This window comes from Pseudonocardia pini, assembly GCF_013870575.1.
In the GTDB taxonomy this organism is placed as follows: domain Bacteria; phylum Actinomycetota; class Actinomycetes; order Mycobacteriales; family Pseudonocardiaceae; genus Pseudonocardia; species Pseudonocardia pini.
In genome coordinates this window covers 1-14,700 of the sequence record NZ_JACBXB010000044.1, presented here as the reverse complement: position 1 = coordinate 14,700, position 14,700 = coordinate 1, and the positions used below count along the sequence as shown (strand labels likewise).

The window sequence follows — 14,700 nt, the reverse complement described above, 5'->3', positions numbered from 1 at the left end:
GCCCTGGGCGGGGACCGTGCTGTCCGGCGCGGCGAGCCCCGAGCAGGTCGCGAGCAACGTCGCGGCGACCGCGGTGAAGGTGCCGGCCGAGGTGGAGGACGATCTGCTCGACCTCGCCGAGCCCGCCGAGACCTACTGGGCCGAACGCTCGACCCGCCCCTGGTCCTGACCACCCACCGTCAGGGGATGCGGAGGACCGGCTTACCCGGGGCGCGGTCGGGGGAGTCGAGGTACTCGTGGGCGGCCACGACGTCGTCGAAGGCGAAGACGCGGTCGATCACCGGGCGCAGCGCCCCGCACGCCAGGCCCGCGCGGACGAACGCCACGGCGCGGCGCAGCGCCGCGGGATCGCCCGTGACCTCGAAGACGCGGTACCGCCGCAGCCAGACCGCCGCGTACCCGCCGCCCGGGAGCGGGGTCGGCAGGCCGGAGAGGCCACCGTGCACGAGCACGCTCGCCCCCGGGGCGCAGGCCTGCACGAGCTGGGCGACCTGGGGCCCGCCGACGGCGTCGAGCACGAGATCGGCCGGACCGAGCTCGGCGAGCAGGGCTCGGGCCAGGGGGAAGTCGCCCGCGTAGGGGCCGCTCACCACGACGCGCTCGGCGCCTGCCGCGCGCAGCCCCGCCACCTGTTCCTCGGCCGGGGTGGTCACCACGACCTCGGCACCCAGGTGGCGCAGCACCTGGATCGCGGCGAGCCCGATGCTGTTCGACGCGGCGGTGACCACCACGCGGTCCCCGGGCCGCACCCGCACGACCTCGCCGACCATCCCGTAGACCGTCACGTACGGCATCCAGACGGCGGCGCCGGTGATCGCGTCCATCCCCGCGGGCCGCGCGACCAGTGCCGCGGCGGGCACGACCGCCTCCTCGGCGTACACCGGATGGTCGTTCTGGGAGAAGGCCGGGATCACGCTCACCGCGTCCCCGGCCGTCCATCCGGTGACCCCCGGCCCGACCTCCAGGACCTCGCCGGCGGCCTCCGTGCCCAGGCCCGCGGGCAGCCGCGGGTCGTCCAGGTAGGTGCCGCGGCGGAAGTTCACCTCGGCCCGGTTGAGGCCGACGGCGTCGACCCGGATCCGGACCTCGCCGGGCCCGGGCGCGCGCACCGGGACCTCCTCGATCCGCAGGACCTCGGGGCCGCCGAGCTCGTGGAACCGGACGGCGCGCACCCCCGTCAGCCGCGGTTCTGCTCGGAGCGCCGCAGCACGGCCGCCGCGATCCGGACGACGGACGAGTCCACGATGACCCCGGCGATCCCCCAGGGCCCGATCCAGCCGGCGACCGGGTTCCCGCCCGAGGCCAGGGCCACCCCGAGGACGGCGAGGAAGCTCGCCACGCCGAGCATCCCGAACACCGCCGTGCCGAGCACGACCGCGGGAGTGGGGCGCGTGACCAGCAACCCGACGACCACCAGCGCGACCGCGCACAGCACCGCCGAGAACACCTGCGCCCACAGCGCGCCGCCGACCACGGCCAGCCCACCGTGCGCCACCGCGGCGGCGGCGACGAGACCCAGCAGGAGCTTCGGCGGGGACAGGGTGGGCGCGCTCACGCGCTCAGCGTAAGCCCCCGACCCACCCGGTCGTGCCGCCGTGGCGGCTTCCCTCGCCGGGGCCGGAGGGCAAGACTGACGGCCGACACGCGCGACGAGGGGGAACAGGGATGGCAGGCGGTTACGGACAGGGTGGCGGGTACGGCACCTGGGACCGCGACGAGCAGACCCGCCAGTTCGGCCGCGAGCCGCAGCCGGGTCAGTACGAGCAGCCGCGGCAGTACGAGCCCGCCGGCCAGTACGAGCCCGCGGGCCAGTACGAGCCGCCGCGCCCGCCGAAGCCGACGGTCGACGCGGGTAAGCTGTGGGCCGCGGGCATCGCGACGGCGATCGTGGCGGCCCTCGTCGCGATGGTCGGGACCCTGCTGGTCCGGGCCGTGCTGCGGATCGCGTTCAACGGCCCGGCCGAGTCCGGCGTCCTCGGCGACTCGCGGACCGTGCTGCTGTGCGTGCTGTCCGCGGTGGCCGCGCTGGCCGCGACCGGGCTCGCGCACCTGTTGCTGCTCTCGACGCCGCGGCCGATGACGTACCTGTCGTGGATCGTCGGGCTGGTGACGGTGGTCGTGGCGCTGCTGCCGCTGCTCGGGAGCGGGCCGATCGCCGAGCGCGTGACCAGCGCCGTCATCTACCTGGTGATCGGCCTGGTGATCAGCAGCCTGGTCGCGGGCGCGGGGGCCTCCGCGCGCCGGGGTCCGTCGACGAGGACGCGCTAGCAGGACAGCGGAGTCACGTTTTCCCGACCCCACACGACACGGTGGGGGACCGAGGAGAAGGAGACCACCGTGCTGGGACGCAAGGACTACACCCGCGAGGAGCTCACGGCAGGCCGTGCCCGGATCGACGCGCAGCTGGCCGCCTACCGCGCGCTGCCGGAGACCGGTGACTACGAGCCGGTCTTCACCTCGGGCCTGGTGCTCGTGCTGGACCGGCTGTACGTGCACCGGGTCCGCCCGGTCTCGGGCAAGGACACGAACCCGCTCACCGAGGTCGAGCTGTTGGCCGCCTCGTTCCTGACCGGCGACGTGTTCGTGGACCAGAAGGCGATCAAGTGGGTGCCGGAGAAGTCGGTGACCGGGGTGCGGCCGGGGGAGCGGGTCGCGCTGGACCTGCCGACCACGCAGGCCCTGGTCGACGCCTTCTTCGCCGAGCTGGAGAAGCGCTTCGTCGGCTGAGTCGGCTGAGTCGGCTGAGCTGGCCGGGTCAGCCGAGGGCCTGGCGGATCGCCTCGGCCAGGACGGTCCGGCCGCGCACCGTGGGATGGACGTCGTCGGGGCCGAGCAGGCCCGGGTGGCTTCGATCTCGCGGCGCAGCCGGTCGGGATCGTCGGGAGTGGTCGGGGTGGTCACGGGGTGTCTCCTCGGTGGCCCTTGAGGGCGTCGGGTACCTGGGCGAGCGTGTCGACGGTGCGCTCGGGCTTGGGATGGACCTTGCGGAACGTGCTGCGGCCGGTGACGAACAGGACCCCGGCGACGACCGCCCAGACGACCGCGACGATCAGGGCGGCCCAGCCGGGATCCATCAGGTTGGACAGGCCCGCCCAGGCGGCCAGCGACAGGAACAGCACGACGAACCAGGCGGCGAAGCCCGCCCCGCCGAATGCGCCCGCGGCCTTGCCGGTCTTGGCGGCCTCCTGCTTGAGCTCGGCCTGCGCCAGCGCCAGCTCCTGGCGCATCAGCGTGGAGAGATCCCTGGTGACGTCGCCGATCAGCTCACCGACGGAATGGTCGTCTTCGGCGGGTGCGGCGTGTCGGGCGGGATGGGCGCCAGCCGGCCGGCCTGGGGCCGTCATCGGGGGTCACCGGGGTAGGGATGCTCGGCGCGGCGTTCCAGCTCCTCGACGTACTCGCCGACGGTCGTGGCTCCGGGGCGAGGGGCGTGGGACGGCACCCGGCCCGTGTCGGTCCACTGTGCTGCGGGTGGTGTGGGGGCAGGACGTCCAGGGTCGTGCGCGGTTCGCGGCGGGGCACCGCCGTACGGGTCGGCGTACGGCTCCGGGGCAGGCGGCGGTGTGGTGGCGGGGGCGGGCGCGGTCGTTGACCCTGGCGCGGTGGGGGAGTTGGTGTCGCGATTGGCGTCGATCGCGCCGCGCGTCAGCCGTCCCACCAGGAGCCCGGCCGCAGCCGCACCGATCAGGAAGGCGCCGGGGCGGCGTCGAGCGAGCCCGCGGACCTCGTCGACGAGGTCACCGGGCTCGCGCTCGGACAACCAACGTGAGGCGGACTCGAGCCGCCCGGCGGCCTGCTCGGCCAGGTCGGAGACCGGACCGGGACGTTCCCCAGCCGTTGCCATCTCATGCAGCTCGAAGGCGAGAGCCTGCAGGCTCTCGCCGGCTTTCTGCTGCCCAGAGCGGGCCTGGTCGGTGGCTTGTCGGCGGGCTTGGGCGAGAAGGTCCTTCGCCTGGCTGCGTGCTTCCTGCCCTACCTGGGCGGCCTGCTCGGCGGCGGCGCCGGCGACCTGTCTGCTCGCATCCGCGGCCGTCTGGCCGACCGTCGCCGCCTCGTTCTGGGCGACGCGGGGCAGCGGATCTGTCGGACTCTCGCCGGTCGTGCCCGGTGATGATCCGCTCGTGGGCAGGGTCGTCATCGTGTTCTCCTCGGTGATGCGGGCGGGTGGTCGTGCAGAGATCGGTGATACCCACCCCTGAGCATTTTCCGCCGACTTCAACCGAATGGCGCAATGTTCAGCCTATTGCTCCGCCGATCCCGGGCGCCCACCAGCGGAAAGAGATGCCCAGAAAAATCATGGCGAGAAGAAGTGTGGAGCCCCCCGTCTGTGGGCTATCCGGCGGCCGACTGCATCCCAGTCCGATAGCCAACGACGAAACGGAGCTGTCATGACCTTGAACATCACTGACCCGTCCACGCTCTACGGCAAGGCCGTGATCGGTCGGGACGGCGAGAAGCTCGGCAAGGTGGACGGCGTCTACCTCGACAACGACACCCAGCGTCCGGAGTGGGCGGCGGTGAAGAGTGGTCTGTTCGGGTCGCACGTGTCCTTGGTCCCGCTGGCCACCGCCGACACCGCGGGCGACGACCTGCGGGTGCCGTTCGACAAGGAAGCGTTGTCGTCGGCGCCGCATCACGACCCGGAGCGCGAGCTCAGCCCCCAGGACGAGGTCGAGCTGTTCGAGCACTACGGCGTGTCCTACGGCGGCGAGACGGTCACCGCGCAGACCGGTGACCAGACCCGGACCGGTTCGGAGAACCAGCAGTTCGGAGCCGGTGAGCGGACATTCGACCACGACAGTGACCGGGTCGACACCGCGGTCGGTCGCGACACGTCCGGTCCCACCACCGACGACGCGATGACGCGGTCGGAGGAGCGGATGCGCGTCGGTACCGAGACGACGGAGGTCGGTCGCGCGCGGCTGCGCAAGTACGTGGTGACCGAGAACGTGACGCAGACCGTGCCGGTCTCCCACGAGGAGGTGCGGATCGAGCGCGAGCCGATCACCGAGGCCTCCGTGGGCGACGCCGTCGACGGGCCGTCGATCTCCGAGGAGGAGCACGAGGTCACGCTGCACGCCGAGCGTCCGGTCACGCAGACCGAGGCGGTACCGGTTGAGCGGGTCCGGATCGGCAAGGAGACCGTGACCGAGCACGAGAAGGTGTCCGGCGAGGTGCGCAAGGAGCAGATCGAGAGCTCCGGCGTCGAGGAGACCGACCGCTGACCGATGTCGCGACCGCAAAGACAGGGCGCATAGTCGGTCGGCTGCGGTCATCGACGAAGTCACTCATCAATTGACTGCATTCTGTTCAGAAGATGCCGTCCAGTTCTTCGCCCCAGTAGAGGGGCTGGACGGCTGGTCGACCATTCGGGGGAAATCGATGACAACGAGTGGAGAATCGAACGCCGTGTCGCCGAGCCGCCCGGTCGTCGACGGGACGAAAATGACGTCGGGTGCGCTCCGTGCGGAAGTGCAGCGTGAGGTCGAGCGCCTGCGCGATGACCATACGCAGCGGATCGAGCAGGACCGCGACGAGCTCGGGGAGACCGCTCACGAGCTTCTAGCCCGCTTCGACTTCGCTGCCCGGATTCGGAAGGCATGGAGTCCGGCGGTGGTGGGTGCCGCGGTCGCGACAGTCGCCGTCGCGGTGATGACGGTGATGATCCGGCGCCGGCGAACGGACTGACCGTCGCGATGGTGAGCAGCCACTGCGTCTCGAAAGCCCGCAGGTAGCTGAGTCGCCCAGCAACCATGCTGAACCGCCTGAGCCAGGCGACCGAGGACCTCATGGGGTGGGCCCGAGACCTAGCCTTGCAGAATGACGCAGGGCTCGATAGCCGGGCGATCTCCTGTCGCTCTCTCTGCCTCCTTCGAATGGTCGAACACGGCCCAGGGTTGAGAGTCTTGGCGCCGCCGGTCACCGGTAGCGCCGCGGTGGCGTCCACGGGCGACCGAACTCTTCGTTGAAGGACTCGGGTTCGAACGGGCTGTCCCCGCCGGCGGGAAAGCTGGTCAGCTCGCCGAAGACCACACGCCCGTCGATGTCGTAGAGGTCGACACGTACGAAATCGGTCTCGGCGCCGAGCCGCTCGGCCACCTCGATCATCTCGGTCAGGCACGCGGGCTTCGCCGGTTCGGGCTCGGCCCAAGGGGGCCCACCGCTGAGCGGCAGGTGTCGCCAGTCAGGCCGGAAGAAGTCTTGAGTGCGCCGTCCGAACCGCCCGGCGTCGACCTGCACGAAGGCGCATCTGCCGTGAAAGACGAAGAACTTGTAGTCGTCGGGGATCGCGCCGTCCACTCCCGCGAGCAGCTCCTCGACGATGATCCGGCGCGGCATCCGCCCATACACCCACTCGTGGTTCGGCCCCCGGCCGTAGAGCTGGGCCACCCAGCCCCCGGCGATGCGCATGACGTCGTCGCGCGGCGCGAACCCCGGTCGGACGTGCCGATAGACCCAACTGCCTGGTTCCGTCGGCAGGCGCGCGTCCGCGGGAGCACGCTCCGAGACGACGATGGCTGTGCCGCTGCCGTGCGTCGGCTTGACCACGTAGGCGTCGGGAAGCACCAGGTCGTGCAGGGCCGCGGGATCGTCGACGATCGCGTGTGCGCGCGGCAGGTAGCGGTCTCCGACCACGGCGGCGACGTAGTTCCGGACCGCGACCTTGTCAGCGAAGGTCACGACGAGCTCGCGATGGTCGCGCAGCATCTTGTAGCGCACCTTCTCGCGAAACGTGCGGGGATTCCGGGTGCGCCACAGCCGGACCGCCCGCACCAGTCGGCTCCGCTCGCGCCATCGGACACCTACGGTGCCGGTAAGGGCGGGTCGCCTTGAGCGTTCTCCGTGCGGCGGAGCCACCGGCTCATGCCACGGCCGCTTCTCATCGCGGTCCGCCGTGACTCCTCGCGGCATCTCGGTCAGACACGCGCCGCGCCCTTGTCGTGACCCTCGATACGCGCGTTTCCGCAACTCGGCCAGGATTCCAGTCGCAGCCAGGTTCGGGTGGCTGTGGAGTACGGGGTCGAAGGCGAGCGTCTCGTGACTCTCGGCGGTGAGGACGAGGCTGCCCGCGTGGCGTCGCGGCCGGCCTGCCTGCTGCTCGACGACCTGGAAGGTGAGGCCGTCGGTTCTGGCGGTGGCGGCCGCGGCGGCGGGACCGGCCACCGGCCGGGGCATCTTCGGCGTCGGCTCGAGGAGCAGCCGGACGGGCCCGGCGGGCGTGCGGAAGCGGAGCAGGGTGCTGTAGGTGGGCGTGCACCAGCCCGTGGCAGGCGCGAGCAGGAAGCCCCCCGCGGTGGAGCTGGTGAACAGCAGGTCGACCGTCCCGTCGGTCGCGTTCGGTCGTACCCGCAGAGCCGCGCCCAAGAGGTCTGGGCGGGATCCCGGGGTGCCGGCCCCCTTCGAGAGTCGCGCAAGGACGCGTCGAGGCCCAGGGCGGAGGACTGCTGCCAAGATGGTGTTCTCGTCGAGGCACAGCTCGCCTTCCAGGAGCACGCCATCTGGATGGAAGGCGCGTGCCCGGCGGAGCCGGGCCAAGGCGGCGAACAGCGCGCGGATCACTCGGCAGCGTGCCCGGTCAGGGGCTGCCGAAACCGACCATGTGGATGAAAAGGCCAGGTCCCGACGCTGTGGTGCAACCGGGTGCCGACGGCGGGATAGCCCTGGTCGACGGCTCGCATATGAGTGACGCCCACGACCCACAACGGATAGCTCCACCCGTCGGAGAGGACGGCGAAGACCCGTTCCGGACTCGCCGGGATCCGGCGTCGTACCTGCACATTCATTGCTTTTGCGCCTCCAGTCCCTCAGGCGAGGGGTCTCTGGACCGGCGGGCGTCGGTCGGCTCGAAAGGCAGACGGAGCGCCAGCCGGGGCGATCGGCGTTGCGACGTTCGAGCCAGGCTGTCAAGCGGCATCCGCTGTCTGTCGCCGTGCCGGGAAACGCTCGCCCTCGCAACGCCGCACTTCGAACCTCGAGGATCGGTAGTCGAAGCGATTGTGCGGGTGAGGATGCCCGAACTGGTCGAGCGCCTTGAGATTCCCGCACGACGCGCATCGTCCGTACCCGCCGGTGCGGGTCGGCATGTCGTTCTGGTCCGTGGAGACGAGCGTGACCTCGTTCATCTTCTCCGTCCTTCGGTGGTGCAGGGGTGGGGCCGGCGGTGAGCGGCCGGAATCAGGGATTCTCAGCCGGACATCGCGGGCGCCGTGTCGTCGTGTCGACGGGCCTCGCCGTCCTCGGCCGCGGGCTCCGGCTGATCCATCGTGTCGAAGCGGGAGAACAGGAATCGCAGCTCCGGCCGCCTCCAGGAACCATCGGCCGCGGTGGCGACCTGGGCGTGCACCACGCCCGCGGCGTCGAGGTCGTCGAGGCGGGCCAGCAGCCGGGCGAGGGCGACCTGGACGCCGTGCGGTTCGCCGTCGCACTGGGCGAGGGTGCGGTGCAGGGGGCCGGAACGCCACCCTCCGCGGTCGCCTGCTCCCGTCGGGACGGGCACGACGACGTCGACCAGCCACCGTTCCGAACCGGTTGCCCGCGGCGAGGGGTGGACCACGATCTCACTGACCTGGTCGGCGCGGACCAGGTCACCGTCGCGCAGCTGCAGCCAGACCTTGGCGAGGGTCATTGCGGGGCTCCTTCTCTCCCGGTCGAATATCTCTAGTCTGCAGTGCAGGATTGCGACTTCGCAAGTGGAGATTCCGCGACCTCCGGCCAGCGGACCCCGTCCCGCCATGAGGGTCGTCGGCGGAGAGCCCCTACGACCTCGCAGGAGCCCGTCGCGTGGGTACTGACCCCCCGGCACGGCCGGACCCGGTGGGCTCGGTGGTCCCGGCCGAGGGAACGAGAACTGCGTGCTCCGCCGCGGCGAGCGATGTTCCGGCGCTCGGCGCGCGGGTACCGACTGTCATGGGCGAGAAGAGCAGCGACGATGTCCGCACCGAGTTCGACGAGGCCGTGAACATGACCGCGTCGGAGCTGGAGAAGTGGTTGGGAACCGACGAGTCGAAGTGCGCGGGCCGGCACGACGGTGGCGAGTCCGTGGGCCACGAGTCCGGCCGCCGGATCGTGGAGATCCTCCAGACCAAGAAAGCCGATCTCACCGACGCGGACGAGAAGCACATGCGCAAGGTCGTCGGCTACGTGCACCGGCACCTTGCGCAGCGGCCCAAGGGCGACGTCACCGCCTCGACCTGGCGCCACTCGCTGATGAACTGGGGGCACGATCCCGAGAAGTGAGGCCGGTCAGTCGCGCTCGCCGGCCTCGGAGACCTGGTCCGGTGGGCCGACGACGAGCGGGTCCGGGCGCCCGACGGCCTCGGGGTCCTCGTCGGGGTAGTCGAGTGTGGACGGCACTCAGCTCATCGCGGCGATGCGGCCGCGGCGCTGTCGTTGCTGCGCACCACGGTCCACGGCGCGGCGGGGGTGACGGTGGCGTCGAACATGGCCTGTTCGGCTCGGGTGTAGTCGTCCCAGTGCTCGAGCGCGGCCAGATCGACCGGGCTGAGCTTCCACTGGCGCGGGGGGTCGATCACCCGGATCAGGAACCGGGTGCGTTGCTCGGCCCGGGAGACGGAGAACCAGAGCTCGACCAGCTGGGTGCCGTCGTCGACGAGCGCCTGCTCCATGCTGGGGACCTGGGTCAGGAACTCCTGGTACTGCCCGTCGGTGCAGAAGCCCATGATGGGTTCGACGACGGCGCGGTTGTACCCAGGACCGGTCGAACAGCACGATCTCACCTGCCGTGGGCAGCGTCGCGAAACAGCGTTGGAAGTACCACTCGCCCTGCTCGCGGGCGGTGGGCTTCTCCAGCGCCACCACCCGGGCGCCGCGGGGGTCGAGGTGTTCGGAAGACCTGCACGTCCGGGACAGCCCCCCGACCTCGGCGGCCGAGGTGCGGCGGTTTCCGGGTAGCCGGGTACCGAGCCGGCGACGCCTGGCGTCACCCGGGTTCCGACCGAAAGGCGACAGGCACGATGAACGGACCCAACCCTCGATGACCTCGCCGCGCGGGTGGCCGAATTCGCGACGGCGGCCGAACGCTCGGTCGCGGAGTCCTTGACCGGAGGCATGGTGGCGTCGGCGCTCGCCCGCGCCGAGGGGGCGTCGACATGGTTCCGCGGCGCCATCGTGGCCTACGCCGGCGAGGTCAAACACGACCTGTTGAACGTGCCCGATGGTTGCTCCTCGGCGCGACACGGCGACCAGGTCACATGAGGGCGACACCGTTTGCGCACAGAGCGGCGACAGCACTGCCGAGAGCACTGCTCCGGAGACCCTGTCGCGGGTGAGCCCCGAGTATCCAGGTGACGCTTACTCGATCACGTCGCGACGACGGCAGGGTCTAGCCGCTGCCCGGTTCCGTGCCGGAGCGGGCCGGGCCGGGACGGGCTCTGCTGGAAGGGAGCTCGCCGGCCTCGATGATCGCTCCGGCGACATTGCGCAGCTTGACGTTGAGGTACTGCGACGCCTGTTTGAGCAGCGCGAACGCCTGGTCCTCGGTCAGGTGCCGGGTGACCATCAGGATGCCCATCGCGATCCCGATCCGGCGGTTGCTCAGCAGTGCCTCGTCGAGCTGCGCGGCGTGCAGATGGGCCTGGGCAGCGTCCATCGCGATCGCCGCATGAGCCGCGAGGAGCGCCCCCACCTCTCGAGCCTGGTGATCGAAGGCGCCGACGCTGCGGGAGTAGAGGTTCAACGCCCCCAAGGTCCCGTCGTCGACGAACAGCCGAAACGTCAAGATGCTGCGCACACCGGTCTCCTCGGCCGCTCGCCTGCTGAACCGCGGCCACCGGCTGTCGACGGCGAGATCGTCGCTGAGGTAGACCTCGTGCTCGGCGATGGAGTCGACGCACGGCCCCTGCCCGGTCTCGTACTGGATCGCGTCCACCTGGACCGCCACCTCGTGCGTCGGGGCGACCGTGGTGACCTTCCCGTGTCGGTGGACCAGCGAGATCGCGGCATGATCGCAGCCCTCGACGACGTCGACCGCCGTCTTCGTCACCAGTCGCTGGGTCGGCACAGGACCCGACTTCGCCTGGAGCTCACGCGCGATCAGGGCGAACGCTTCGGCGAGGCCTTGCCCCTCAGCATCTCCCACTCCCGGGACAGTAGCCGCCCACCTGCGAGGTTTCGATCCGGAGCGGCCGAGCACCCTCAGCCCAAGGAACCACTGCAGTGCGCGCACGTGAGGTTCCGAGGCCCGGCCGGTAGAGCAGACTGCCGACCGGGCCGACCCGCTTACCAGGGAAGTAGGGCGGCGTCGGCCCGACCGCGCCCGGGTTGGATCCGCTGTCAGGGTAGCGCGTCCGGGAGCCCCGCCCCGGGGCCGACGCCGCGCGGGCTTCGCGTCGCACGAGCGGTCCTGTCGAGACGATCCGTTGAGCCCTCGGCGAGCACCGCGCCGCAGGTCGGCTCAGGCCCGGTCAGTGCCGGCGCGGTTTCGGTGAGAGATGGCGGGGGTAGCGATCCGGCTGACGCCGAGCGGGTCCGTCCGGCCGGGTCGCTGCGCAGGGGAAGGGATGACATGTCCGAACACGCGAGCGCGTCCAGGGGTCCGGCCAGGTTTCCCTGGCCCCAGCTGATGTGCCTGATCGTGGGGCTGGCCCTGATCCTGTTCGGGATGATCGGGTTCTGGCCGACGGCGTTCGAGGACATGACCCAGGGCGACGCGGGTCGTACCCTGCTGGGCGTCCAGGTCTCGCCCCTACGCAACATCATCCACCTCGCTCTGGGGGCGGTCGGATTGATGTGCGCCACCCGGCTGAGCACCGCGCGGGCTTACGGGTGGCTTCTCGTCGCGGTCGGGCTGGTGATGGCCGGGTTGGGTGTCGCGGGGGTCCTCCAGCCCGGGATCGACGTGCTCAGCATGAACGTGCCGGCGATCATCGTGGCTGTGATCATCGCTGTGCTGGGGCTGGTGGTCGCGGTCGGTCCCGACCGTAGCGCGGTGGGCTCGGGCGACCGTGGGCAAGCGCGGAACCGGACGGACGAGGCCGCACAGCGACCGGACCAAGCCTGACACGGGACGCCGGGCGGTGGTCAGGGCATCTCGGTGGCGGTGGGGGTGTGGACATGGTCGGCGTCGGGCATTCCCCTAGCGCACGATGGTGTGTATACGTCTGTAAAGGGTGATCGAGGTGGAGGCTCTTCAGCTGGCGGTCGAGGTCCACGGCGGCGGGTGCAGGCTCATCCGGGTACGGGGCGCTCTGACCAGGCGCGGGGCAGCCCGTCTGCTCCGGCTGGTCGACTCCCAGCTCGCCGTGGTGGACGCCGTCGAGTCGTCGGGCTCACTGGTCATCGACCTGGAGGCGGTGGGTCACTATGAGCCGGGAGCTCTCGAGTGCCTGCGACACGCTCACCATGCCGCCGATCGCCGCGGGACCCCGCTGTTCCTGACCGGCTGGGTGGGCAGGCCTCTACCGCAACGGATGCAGGCGATCCTGCAGGAGTTCCCCTCCTTCTCCACGGTGGAGCGGGCCTTGGCAGACCTGGTCGTAGAGCCCGGGGTACCGGCGTTCTGAACTGGACTCATGCCTGGCGTAGACGCGGCGAGCCGGCCCGGAGTGGTCCATACCTGACTCGACCCGTACGGCGGCGGCCTGCCGATCGCCAGGCGCACCACCGGGGCTCCGCGAACATCAGCTGGGTCTAAAGCTCGTCGCGTCGGGAGGCGAGGGTCTCGGCGACGTGGCCGAGGTTGATGTCGAGTGACTGCGAGGCCGCACGGAGGATCGTGAAGGCTTCCGTCTCGTCGACCCCGCGACGTTCCATCAGGATGCCCTTGGCCTGGCCGATGACATCGCGGCTGCGCAGCGCCTCCTTCAATCGTGTCACTTGTAGTTCCGAGCGGCTCGCGGCCAGTGTGCCGGCGACCGCGGTCGAGGCGTGAGCGGCGAGGATCAACGCCGTGTCGCGGTCGACACGGTCGAGACCGCCGGGTCGGCGGGAGTAGATGGTGAGCGACCCGATCCTGGGCGGGCTCTGTGGGGAGGACAGCGCGATCGCCAGGGCGCTGCCAACGCCGAGCTCGGCTGCTGCCGGGCCCCATTTCGGAAACTCCCGACCCGCAGCCAGGTCGCGGGAAACGGCGATACGCGTGTCGGTGACCCGGTCGGCGTCCAGGCAGGGTCCTTCGTCGAACTGGTTCTGGAGCTCGTCGAGTCGCACGCCGATCGGGTCGGTGGTCGTCAGGGTGTCGAGCACGCCGTCCCCTCGGCGCAGAGAGACGCTGACGATGTCCGCCCCGGTCACCACGTCGAGGGCGGCCGCGGCGACGCGGTCCAGGATCTCGTCGATCCTCCCCGCATCCAGAGGCGTGTGCGCGAGACGCGCGAACGCCCTCACGACCGGGGCGGGCGGTTTCAGCCCGTCCCGGCGAGCTTCTACATCTGTCATCGGTTCTCTCCCGCTCACAGCAGGGCAGCCGTCGGCCGCGAAGCAAGACCCGGCAGTCCGCAGGCCGTAGCCGAGGCAGCGGGGCGCCGGGTGTCGCAGGCCGGGTGGCGGGAGTCCACGGTGTCAGGGCCGCACTCCCGTCACCCGGCCCGAGGGGATCTGATGTCTCGACCCTCGCGCTGCCCCCCTCGATGAAGGCGGCGACCGCTCTCGGGGCAGGACCTGTCGCGGACCGGCGCACCCCCGGACCCCCGGAGGAGCCGAACGACCGGTCGCTTCGGTGCCCGGTCCGCGGTCGGCGGGGACGCACAACCCGCTCAGCACGAGCGGACGGCGCGGTGGGCACGGAGCCGGGCGCTCGCCCGCCGTGCCGCACCAGGGCTCATCGGCGATCAGTTCCACGACGATGGCCAGAAACATTCGATCCACTCGGTCCTGGTCGAACAGGTCGTCGGCGGCGGCCTGCTCGATGTCGGCACGTGGTCTCATCGGCCTCACCTGCGTCTCTGCGAAGAGGGACCGGTCTGGGAGCCGGTCGCTCGAGATCGGTCAGGCGTCGATCTCTCGGCGCCCCGGGTCGTTCTCGACAGAGATGGAGATGGTCCGCGGCTTCGCCCTCTCCGCGACCGGGATGCGCAGTGTCAGGACCCCGGTCTGGTAATCGGCATGGATATGGTCGGTGTCAAGGGTGTCGCCGAGGAACAGCTGGCGCGAGTAGACGCCCAGCGGGCGTTCGGACACCTGCATCTCGACGGCCTCGTCACGCAGCGTCGGGTGCCGCTCGGCCTTCACCGTGAGCACGTTCCGCTCCACCGAGAGCTCGATCGCGGCGGCCTCGACCCCGGGAAGGTCGAACTCGACGACGAACTCGTCGCCGTGGCGATAGGCGTCCATCGGCATCGCGGCGGGGCGGGACCAGGTTCCCGCGGCGTTGCCCAGGGCCTGTTGGGCGATGCGGTCCAGTTCACGGAACGGGTCGGTACGCATCAGCATCGCGTGTCACTCCTTCCTCATCGACTTCGGACGGCGATGCTCCCCACCTGAGAGTTGAAGTCGTCAAGTGGAATATCTGCAGTATGCAATGGAGATTTTGAGGCCGCAAGAGGTTCGCAGACTGGACCGGTTCAGGGAAGGCCCGAGCCGGGCGTCGGACTGGTCGCAGTTCGCGCTCTGGGCTCCTGGGCAGGGGTTCTGCGGTCGCTGGGCGCGGGTCAGGCTTGGTCCAGGAACTTTTTTGTAGTCGAGGGTTGCGCTAACTTCTAGTAGTCGCTATACATTCTCTCGTCACCTCCGGTAGGCAGCACT

20 protein-coding genes and 1 pseudogene are annotated in these 14,700 nt (G+C 70.7%); 8 read left to right on the top strand and 13 right to left on the bottom strand.

The genetic code is table 11. The features are described 5' to 3' along the window. Positions 1–179: 179 nt before the first annotated feature. Entirely contained in the window at positions 180–1,172 is a 993-nt protein-coding gene (locus H5J29_RS05095) for a zinc-dependent alcohol dehydrogenase family protein (protein ID WP_181779737.1), read from the bottom strand. A 5-nt stretch (positions 1,173–1,177) separates the two neighbouring features. Further along, positions 1,178–1,555: a hypothetical protein gene (locus H5J29_RS05090; RefSeq protein ID WP_181779736.1), complete on the bottom strand. Its 378-nt coding sequence runs from the start codon at positions 1,553–1,555 to the stop codon at positions 1,178–1,180. A gap of 110 nt (positions 1,556–1,665) precedes the next feature. On the opposite strand from H5J29_RS05090, the gene H5J29_RS05085 reads away from it, so the two are divergent. Beyond that, positions 1,666–2,268, top strand: a complete 603-nt coding sequence (locus H5J29_RS05085) for a DUF6069 family protein (RefSeq protein WP_181779735.1) — start codon at positions 1,666–1,668, stop codon at positions 2,266–2,268. 69 nt (positions 2,269–2,337) lie between these two features. Next, entirely contained in the window at positions 2,338–2,727 is a 390-nt protein-coding gene (locus H5J29_RS05080) for a hypothetical protein (protein WP_181779734.1), read from the top strand. Between the two features lie 170 nt (positions 2,728–2,897). Here H5J29_RS05080 and H5J29_RS05075 read toward each other — a convergent pair whose 3' ends face one another. Together H5J29_RS05075 and H5J29_RS05070 are read right to left on the bottom strand one after the other, a co-directional pair. Continuing rightward, positions 2,898–3,344, bottom strand: coding sequence for a phage holin family protein (locus tag H5J29_RS05075; RefSeq protein WP_181779733.1), 447 nt, complete (start codon positions 3,342–3,344; stop codon positions 2,898–2,900). Next, complete coding sequence (locus H5J29_RS05070; RefSeq protein WP_181779740.1) at positions 3,341–4,138, bottom strand: hypothetical protein; 798 nt, start codon at positions 4,136–4,138, stop codon at positions 3,341–3,343. The genes H5J29_RS05075 and H5J29_RS05070 overlap by 4 nt, the downstream gene beginning before the upstream one ends. 250 nt (positions 4,139–4,388) lie before the next feature. On the opposite strand from H5J29_RS05070, the gene H5J29_RS05065 reads away from it, so the two are divergent. Further along, positions 4,389–5,225, top strand: a complete 837-nt coding sequence (locus H5J29_RS05065) for a PRC and DUF2382 domain-containing protein (protein WP_181779732.1) — start codon at positions 4,389–4,391, stop codon at positions 5,223–5,225. Between the two features lie 184 nt (positions 5,226–5,409). Next, positions 5,410–5,688: a hypothetical protein gene (locus H5J29_RS05060; protein ID WP_181779731.1), complete on the top strand. Its 279-nt coding sequence runs from the start codon at positions 5,410–5,412 to the stop codon at positions 5,686–5,688. A 231-nt stretch (positions 5,689–5,919) separates the two neighbouring features. On the opposite strand, the gene H5J29_RS36115 is transcribed toward H5J29_RS05060, so the two are convergent. From H5J29_RS36115 to H5J29_RS05040, 4 genes are all read right to left on the bottom strand, one after another. Next, positions 5,920–7,560 (bottom strand): ATP-grasp fold amidoligase family protein, encoded by a 1,641-nt coding sequence (locus H5J29_RS36115; protein WP_220187002.1) that lies wholly within the window; start codon positions 7,558–7,560, stop codon positions 5,920–5,922. After that, positions 7,557–7,784 (bottom strand): SRPBCC family protein, encoded by a 228-nt coding sequence (locus tag H5J29_RS36470; RefSeq protein ID WP_181779730.1) that lies wholly within the window; start codon positions 7,782–7,784, stop codon positions 7,557–7,559. Before H5J29_RS36470 ends, H5J29_RS36115 begins: the two co-directional genes overlap by 4 nt. 120 nt (positions 7,785–7,904) lie before the next feature. Then, positions 7,905–8,123: a hypothetical protein gene (locus tag H5J29_RS05045; RefSeq protein ID WP_181779729.1), complete on the bottom strand. Its 219-nt coding sequence runs from the start codon at positions 8,121–8,123 to the stop codon at positions 7,905–7,907. Between the two features lie 62 nt (positions 8,124–8,185). Further along, positions 8,186–8,626 carry a hypothetical protein gene (locus H5J29_RS05040; RefSeq protein WP_181779728.1) on the bottom strand — a complete coding sequence of 147 codons (441 nt, stop codon included), beginning with the start codon at positions 8,624–8,626 and terminating at the stop codon, positions 8,186–8,188. Positions 8,627–8,907: 281 nt separating this feature from the next. Here H5J29_RS05040 and H5J29_RS05035 point away from each other — a divergent pair, with 281 nt between their 5' ends. Beyond that, positions 8,908–9,237, top strand: a complete 330-nt coding sequence (locus H5J29_RS05035) for a DUF3140 domain-containing protein (protein ID WP_181779727.1) — start codon at positions 8,908–8,910, stop codon at positions 9,235–9,237. 122 nt (positions 9,238–9,359) lie between these two features. Here the strand turns inward: H5J29_RS05035 and H5J29_RS34705 are convergent, their stop codons facing one another. Further along, on the bottom strand, positions 9,360–9,680 hold the full coding sequence (locus H5J29_RS34705; RefSeq protein ID WP_281375855.1) for a polyphosphate kinase 2 family protein: 321 nt from the start codon (positions 9,678–9,680) through the stop codon (positions 9,360–9,362). Between the two features lie 40 nt (positions 9,681–9,720). Next, positions 9,721–9,870, bottom strand: a pseudogene (locus tag H5J29_RS36465) (polyphosphate kinase 2); the annotation flags it as partial. A 141-nt stretch (positions 9,871–10,011) separates the two neighbouring features. On the opposite strand from H5J29_RS36465, the gene H5J29_RS05025 reads away from it, so the two are divergent. Further along, the gene (locus tag H5J29_RS05025) at positions 10,012–10,215 is read left to right on the top strand and encodes a CinA family protein (RefSeq protein WP_181779738.1); all 204 of its coding nucleotides are present in this window, start codon (positions 10,012–10,014) and stop codon (positions 10,213–10,215) included. 127 nt (positions 10,216–10,342) lie between these two features. Here the strand turns inward: H5J29_RS05025 and H5J29_RS05020 are convergent, their stop codons facing one another. Continuing rightward, a complete protein-coding gene (locus tag H5J29_RS05020) occupies positions 10,343–11,002 on the bottom strand; it encodes a GAF and ANTAR domain-containing protein (RefSeq protein ID WP_181779726.1) in 660 nt (219 codons plus the stop codon). On the opposite strand from H5J29_RS05020, the gene H5J29_RS36105 reads away from it, so the two are divergent. Next, on the top strand, positions 10,961–12,019 hold the full coding sequence (locus tag H5J29_RS36105; protein ID WP_312858067.1) for a DUF4383 domain-containing protein: 1,059 nt from the start codon (positions 10,961–10,963) through the stop codon (positions 12,017–12,019). The genes H5J29_RS05020 and H5J29_RS36105 overlap by 42 nt on opposite strands. A 118-nt stretch (positions 12,020–12,137) precedes the next feature. Continuing rightward, complete coding sequence (locus H5J29_RS05010) at positions 12,138–12,521, top strand: STAS domain-containing protein (RefSeq protein WP_181779724.1); 384 nt, start codon at positions 12,138–12,140, stop codon at positions 12,519–12,521. Positions 12,522–12,648: 127 nt separating this feature from the next. Here H5J29_RS05010 and H5J29_RS35780 read toward each other — a convergent pair whose 3' ends face one another. Then, on the bottom strand, positions 12,649–13,344 hold the full coding sequence (locus tag H5J29_RS35780; protein ID WP_181779723.1) for a GAF and ANTAR domain-containing protein: 696 nt from the start codon (positions 13,342–13,344) through the stop codon (positions 12,649–12,651). A 600-nt stretch (positions 13,345–13,944) separates the two neighbouring features. Further along, entirely contained in the window at positions 13,945–14,388 is a 444-nt protein-coding gene (locus tag H5J29_RS05000) for an Hsp20/alpha crystallin family protein (protein WP_181779722.1), read from the bottom strand. Positions 14,389–14,700: the final 312 nt, after the last annotated feature.